The 6,388-nt window shown below is 67.5% G+C and carries 5 protein-coding genes; 1 reads left to right on the top strand and 4 read right to left on the bottom strand.

The window, feature by feature from the left end; translation table 11 throughout:
• Nucleotides 1-118: 118 nt before the first annotated feature.
• On the bottom strand, nucleotides 119-1,522 hold the full coding sequence (locus AB0L58_RS42765) for an NAD(P)H-quinone dehydrogenase (protein WP_364397403.1): 1,404 nt from the start codon (nucleotides 1,520-1,522) through the stop codon (nucleotides 119-121).
• A 125-nt stretch (nucleotides 1,523-1,647) separates the two neighbouring features.
• On the opposite strand from AB0L58_RS42765, the gene AB0L58_RS42760 reads away from it, so the two are divergent.
• On the top strand, nucleotides 1,648-2,127 hold the full coding sequence (locus AB0L58_RS42760; RefSeq protein WP_364397400.1) for a gamma-glutamylcyclotransferase: 480 nt from the start codon (nucleotides 1,648-1,650) through the stop codon (nucleotides 2,125-2,127).
• Nucleotides 2,128-2,180: 53 nt separating this feature from the next.
• On the opposite strand, the gene AB0L58_RS42755 is transcribed toward AB0L58_RS42760, so the two are convergent.
• The 3 genes from AB0L58_RS42755 to AB0L58_RS42745 form a co-directional block, all read right to left on the bottom strand.
• Nucleotides 2,181-3,380, bottom strand: coding sequence for a M20 family metallopeptidase (locus AB0L58_RS42755; protein ID WP_364397406.1), 1,200 nt, complete (start codon nucleotides 3,378-3,380; stop codon nucleotides 2,181-2,183).
• A 59-nt stretch (nucleotides 3,381-3,439) separates the two neighbouring features.
• Nucleotides 3,440-4,708 carry a M20 family metallopeptidase gene (locus tag AB0L58_RS42750; RefSeq protein WP_364397397.1) on the bottom strand — a complete coding sequence of 423 codons (1,269 nt, stop codon included), beginning with the start codon at nucleotides 4,706-4,708 and terminating at the stop codon, nucleotides 3,440-3,442.
• 93 nt (nucleotides 4,709-4,801) lie between these two features.
• The gene (locus tag AB0L58_RS42745) at nucleotides 4,802-5,506 is read right to left on the bottom strand and encodes an enoyl-CoA hydratase-related protein (protein ID WP_364397394.1); all 705 of its coding nucleotides are present in this window, start codon (nucleotides 5,504-5,506) and stop codon (nucleotides 4,802-4,804) included.
• Nucleotides 5,507-6,388: the final 882 nt, after the last annotated feature.

Here is a 6,388-nt window from a genome sequence, read left to right as displayed (position 1 = left end):
CGCCCGCCTCGCGCCCCCGCCGCCCCCCCGCTGCCGACGAAGTCGCGAGTCTCGACGGCTCGGACGCGAGACTGAAGGGGGCCGCGAACACGCAGCGCCGCAGGCGCTGCCAAAAATATCAGTCCAGGTCGTCGTGACGCATCAGCAGGCGGCCCGCCTCGGTGACCGAGCCGGTCAGCGACGGGTAAACCGAGAAGGTCTGGGCGAGATCGGTGACGGTCAGATTGTTCTGAACCGCGAGCGCGATGGGCAGAATGAGTTCCGAGGCGATCGGGGCGACGACCACACCGCCGATGACCACACCGGTCGCGGGCCGACAGAAGATCTTGACGAACCCCCTGCGCAGACCCGACATCTTGGCGCGCGGATTGGTGTTCAGCGGCAGCATCACCGTGCGCGCGGGCACCTCGCCATTGTCGATCGCGGTCTGGCTCACGCCGACGGTCGCGATCTCCGGACGGGTGAATACCGCCGAGGCGACCGTCTTCAACCGGATCGGGCTGACCCCCTCACCCAGTGCGTGGTACATCGCGATGCGGCCCTGCATGGCGGCCACCGAGGCCAGCGGCAGCAGGCCGGTGCAGTCGCCCGCCGCGTAGATGCCGGGCACCGAGGTGCGCGACACCCGGTCCACCCGCAGATAGCCACCGCGATCGAGTTCGATGCCGACCCGCTCCAGGCCGAGGTCATCGGTATTGGGGACCGAGCCGACGGTCATCAGCGCATGGGTTCCCGTGACCGTGCGGCCGTCCGAGAGCTTGACCACAATGCCCTCGGCGGTGCGCTCCACCGCATCGGCGCGGGCATGCTTGACCAGTTCGACACCGCGTTCGGCGAGCGCATCCTCGAGCACTAGCGCGGCATCGGCGTCCTCACCGGGCAGCACCCGGTCGCGGCTGGAGACCAACTTCACCCGCACACCCATTTCGGTATACGCGGAGACGAATTCGGCGCCGGTCACACCGGAGCCGACCACGACCAGGGTCTCCGGGAGTTCCTCCAGGTCGTAGAGCTGACGCCAGTTCAGGATGCGTTCGCCATCGGGTTCTGCGCCGGGCAACACGCGCGGGCTCGCACCGGTGGCGATCAACACCACTTCGGCCTCGATGGCCTCCTCGGTGCCATCGGCCAGGAGCGCGCGCACCCGGTGCGCGGCCACCCCGGTGGCCGGATCGCCGAGCTCTCCGCGACCGGCCAGCACCGTCACGCCCGCGGCCTGCACCTTGGATCGGATATCGGAGGACTGGGCCAGCGCCAGCGCCTTCACGCGCGCGTTCACCTCGCCCAATTCGATCTGGGCCTGGCTCGGATCGAGGGTAATGCCCAGGTCACGGGCGCGACGCAGATCGGTGCGCACGCCGGTCGAGGCGATGAAGGTCTTCGACGGCACACAGTCCCACAGGACGCACGCCCCGCCGATGCCGTCGCTATCGATCACGGTGACCGTGGCTCCGTGTTGGGCCGCCACCAGTGCCGCTTCATAACCGGCCGGGCCGCCACCGATGATCGCTATGCGGGTCATGGATACCTCCGCTGGAGCTGTTCGACCGGGATCTCCGGTGCCGGTACACAACGTTAGCTGGCGAACACACGGTCATCTCGCCGGGATAGAGACGTTGCGCGCGGGTTATTGGATACCCTTGCGTCGTGCCGATCTACGCCGCCTACGGGTCCAACATGGACTCGTCCCAGATGCTCGAGCGCTGTCCGCACTCCCCCATGTACGGGACGGGCTGGTTGGAGGGCTGGCGTCTCACCTTCAGCGGCGACGACATCGGCTGGGAAGGCCCGCTGGCCACCGTCGTCGAGGAGCCGGGCTCGCGGGTATTCGTCGTGCTCTACGACGTATCCCCCGAGGACGAGCAGCGCCTCGACCGCTGGGAGGGTTCCGATTTCGGCATCCACCGCAAGATCCGGCTGCGCGTGACACCGAGTGCTGGCAGCGGTTCCGACCCCATCCTGGCCTGGCTGTATGTACTCGATGCATACGAGGGCGGGCTACCATCGGCGCGCTATATCGGCGTAATGGCCGATGCCGCCGAAAAGGCCGGCGCGCCAGCGGAATACGTGCACGCGCTACGCACCCGCAACAGCAAGAACGTCGGACCCGGATTCTTCGGCAGCTGAACAGACGTGCCGAGCGGCCGACCTCATCGAGGTCGGCCGCCTTCCCGGCTTCGTCAGCCCGCGTTCAACACGATATTGCTGAGCACCCGGACGCCGACGGCGAGTGCGCGCTCGTCGATATCGAAGGTCGGCTGGTGCAGATCCAACTGTTCGCCGTGACCGGCCCAGACCCCGAGGCGTGCCATCGCGCCCGGCACCTCCTCCAGGTACCAGGAGAAATCCTCGCCGCCGCCGGACTGCATCGTGTCCGAGAGCGCGTCCGGGCCGAGCGCGCGGATCGCGTCCTCGAACATCCTGGTCGACTGCTCGTCATTGACCACCGGCGGCACACCGCGCCGGTAGTTCAACTGGTATCGGACCCCGGTCGGGGCGAGCAGGCCGTCCACGATCTCGCGCACCATCGGCTCCAGCAGCGACCAGGTCGCGTGATCGCCGGTGCGGACGGTGCCGGTGAGCATGCCGGTCTGCGGAATCGCATTGGGCGCCTTGCCCGCACTGACCGCGCCCCAGACCATCACCGTGCTGGTGCGCGGGTCGATGCGGCGGCTGAGCAGGCCGGGGAGGCCGGTGATCACGGTGCCGATGGCGTAGACCAGATCGCTGGTCAGATGCGGACGCGAGGTGTGCCCGCCCGGCGAATCGAGGACCAGTTCGATGGTGTCGGCGGCCGAGGTGATCGCACCTACCCGAATGCCGACCCGGCCGACCTCGAGACGCGGATCGCAGTGCAGTGCGAAGATCCGGTCCACACCCTCTATCGCACCGGCGGCGACCATATCGATGGCACCACCCGGCATTACCTCTTCGGCGGGTTGGAAGACGAATCGCACGCCCACCGGCAGCTCCTGATCGGCCAGCGCGAGCGCGGTGCCGAGCAGGATCGTGGTGTGCGCGTCGTGACCACAGGCGTGCGAGACGCCCGGAACAGTCGAGGCGAAGCTGAGGCCGGTGAATTCCTGCAGCGGGAGCGCGTCCATATCGGCACGCAGTCCGATACGCGGTGCGTCCACCGGCCCGATGTCACAGAGCACTCCGGTGCCGTTGGGCATCTTCTGCGGCGTCAATCCCGCCTTGGTCAGCCAGGCCGAGACGAACTCGGTGGTGGCGAATTCGGTGCGGGATAGCTCCGGGTTCGCGTGGATATGCCGGCGCCACTGGACGAGATCGACCGTGTGCTCGGCCAGCCAGGAATCGACCGCATCCGGTCCGGCCGCCGCGATATCCGATTGCGCGGCGCTGCCCTGGCCCCCCATGGTCACGCGCGTCGCCGTCCCCGAGCGTGTCGCGTGCGCCGCGGAACGGCCGGTAATGCTCACCGAATCTCCTCCTGTCGTTGGACGAGCCGTTGCAACAACCTGTCCCTATGTACTTGATCGCGGGCTACGGCGATCGCGGTACGCGCGAGCGCGATCGCGCCGTCGGTTACCGCACGATCCGCCGAGGCGTTGACACTCGCCGCGGCGAAGCCGGGCTGATGCGTCACCGCCCCACCGGCATCTATGCCGATGACCGGATGTATGCCCGGTACGACGTTGGTGACGTTGCCCATATCCGTACTCCCGAGCGGTCGCTGCGCCTCGAGTTCCGGTGCGATCGGCACCCGGCCCAAGTCGACGATCTGCTCGCGATAGGCAAACAGTAATCCTGGGTCGGGCGTCAGCTCGGTATATGTCGGCGCAACCGTCCGGATTTCGTGAGTGCAGCCGGTCGCCAGCGCACCCGCCTCGAAACAAGCCGACGCTCGTCGCATCAGATCGTCGAGGGATGCGGAGTCGACTGCGCGTAGGTAATACAGCAGTTCCGCACGTCCGGGAACGATGTTGGGGGCTACGCCACCGTCGCTGACTATACCGTGCAGTTGCTGTCCGGGTCGGAGATGTTGACGCAGCAATCCGAGAGCAACCTGCGCGACGGTCACCGCGTCGCCCGCATTGCGGCCCAATTCCGGGGCCGCGCTGGCATGCGCCTCGTGGCCGTGGAAGACCACCGCCAGATCCGCCAGCGCCAGCGAGCGCGCGTCGACGATATCGAGCGGGCCGGGGTGCACCATCATCGCCATCGCGACATCGTCGAAGACGCCGCGCTCGAGCATCAGCACCTTGCCGCCGCCGCTCTCCTCGGCGGGGGTGCCCAAGACGACAACGGTGATACCGAGGGCGTCGGCCACCTCGGCGAGGCCGATGCCGGCGCCGACCGCGGATGCCGCGATGATGTTGTGCCCGCAGGCGTGCCCGATCTCGGGCAGCGCATCATATTCGGCGCAGATACCGACGGTGAGGTCACCGGATCCATAGGTCGCGCGGAAAGCGGTCGGCAGCTCGGCAATGCCGGTCTCGATCGCAAAACCACGTTCGGCCAGCGGCGCGATGGTCTTGGCGACGCTGCGGGTTTCTTCGAACGCCAGCTCCGGTTCGGCGTGGATCGAATGCGAGAGCGCGATCAGTTCGGGCGCGGCGGCCAGGATCGCGGCCTCTGCCGCGGCGGCGCCGGAGCGACTGCTCGCCGGTCGCTCGAAACGACCGGCTTGCGCGACGTGGTCGTCCGTGCGTGATTCTGGGTGCCCGCTGCGCGGTGGTGGCATGGCACACAGTCTGGCACTGCGGCGACGATCGGGCGCATCCTGCGCCACGGGGCGATGCCACCGCGCTGTGCAAGGGTTTCGCTCGAGTTGCGGTTATCCCGGGGCGAACGCCAGATTCTCCGGGGTGGTCGGCGTCGCGAGCCCGGCGAGCGCCTTGGCGTGCAGCGCCCGCTTGATCACCGGCAGATTCGGCTTGCGATTTGCCGCGAGGGCGCCAGCACGCTCGATCGCGGACTTCAGCAACACATCGGCATCCGCCGTCGCATCGACAATGCCCGCACTGATGGCCGCATCGGCGGCGAAGCGGTGTCCGGTGGTCATGGCCTGTACGCAGACCTGGTTGGCGAGGCGCTCGGTGAGCAGCGCATTCATGCCGATGGTGAACGGCATGCCGAGGTGCACCTCGGGCAGACACCAGAAGCCGCGGTCGGCGCGCATCACCCGGAAATCGTGCGAGGTGGCGAGCATGGCGCCCGCGCCGAAGGCATGGCCGTTGACGGCGGCCACCGTCGGCAGCGGGAAGGTCAGCAGCCGGGTGTAGATGCTGTGCACGCGATCGAGGTACCCGTGCATCTTGTCCAGGTTGCCGAACAGCCAATCGGTATCGAGCCCGTTGCTGTAGAACTTCCCACTCGCCGTGGTCACCAGGGCCGCCGGCCCCTCGGACGCCTCCACCTGGTCCAAAAGCCCATGGAACGCATCGATCCAATCCGGATGGAAACGGTTCTCGCTATCGGTCTGCCCCTCGTTCCCGAGGTAGACGATGAACACATCCCCATCACGTTCCAGATACGGCATGCGTGCAGCGTAACGGGTATACGACCGAATACCTACTCGCGGGTAGCAAATACTCGGCAGGTCAACGACCGCGAGCGCCACCGCTCACCCCAGCCCACCGGAGCCAGTCATACGAGCGACGTTCACGGCCCGTCTCGCATCCGCGCGACGTACGGCTATCGACGCGACCGAGTCATCCCACAGGCGCTGGCCCCCAGCGCCGGACGAACGCACATCCGACCCGCTCACATGTTCTCAACCGAGCGAGTCTCCAGAGCGGGGAGCTCGCCGCCCATCCCGTGTCCGGGGCCGTCGAAGCACAGCCACGAGTCTCGGCACGTACACATCAGGTACCGAACGACCCGCCACCAGCGACCCCCACGAAGCAAGCCCCACGAACGACCCGTTCGCGGCCCATCTCGCGTCCAGATGGCCGAACCGCCCGCGCCTGTCAGGCGCAAGACTCACCCCGTCCGGTGCGCGTACATCAGGTACCGAACGCCCCGCCACCAGCGACCACAACGGAGCGAGTCTTACGAACGACCCGTTCGCGGCCCATCTCGCATCCAGATGGCCGAACCGCCCGCGCCTGTCAGGCGCAAGACTCACCCCGTCCGGTGCGCGTACATCAGGTACCGAACGCCCCCCACAACCAGCGACCACAACGGAGCAAGTCTTACGAACGACCCGTTCGCGGCCCATCTCGCATCCAAATGGCCGAACCGCCCGCGCCTGTCAGGCGCAAGACTCACCCCGTCCGGTGCGCGTACATCAGGTACCGAACGCGCCCCACAACCAGCGACCACCACGGAGCAAGTCTTACGAACGACCCGTTCGCGGCCCATCTCGCATCCAAATGGCCGAACCGCCCGCGCCTGTCAGGCGCAAGACTCACCCCGTCCG

The organism is Nocardia sp. NPDC052112 (assembly GCF_040680135.1).
In the GTDB taxonomy this organism is placed as follows: Bacteria; Actinomycetota; Actinomycetes; order Mycobacteriales; family Mycobacteriaceae; genus Nocardia.
Note: the sequence above shows the minus strand (reverse complement) of the source record. Positions and strands in the feature narration are given on the sequence as shown.

What these genes read in the sequence shown, in the direction of transcription:
- AB0L58_RS42765 (WP_364397403.1), bottom strand. Translation starts at nt 1,522, where the DNA reads ATGACCCGCATAGCGATCATCGGTGGCGGCCCGGCCGGTTATGAAGCG.
- AB0L58_RS42755 (WP_364397406.1), bottom strand. Translation starts at nt 3,380, where the DNA reads ATGGGGGGCCAGGGCAGCGCCGCGCAATCGGATATCGCGGCGGCCGGA.
- AB0L58_RS42750 (WP_364397397.1), bottom strand. Translation starts at nt 4,708, where the DNA reads ATGCCACCACCGCGCAGCGGGCACCCAGAATCACGCACGGACGACCAC.
- AB0L58_RS42745 (WP_364397394.1), bottom strand. Translation starts at nt 5,506, where the DNA reads ATGCCGTATCTGGAACGTGATGGGGATGTGTTCATCGTCTACCTCGGG.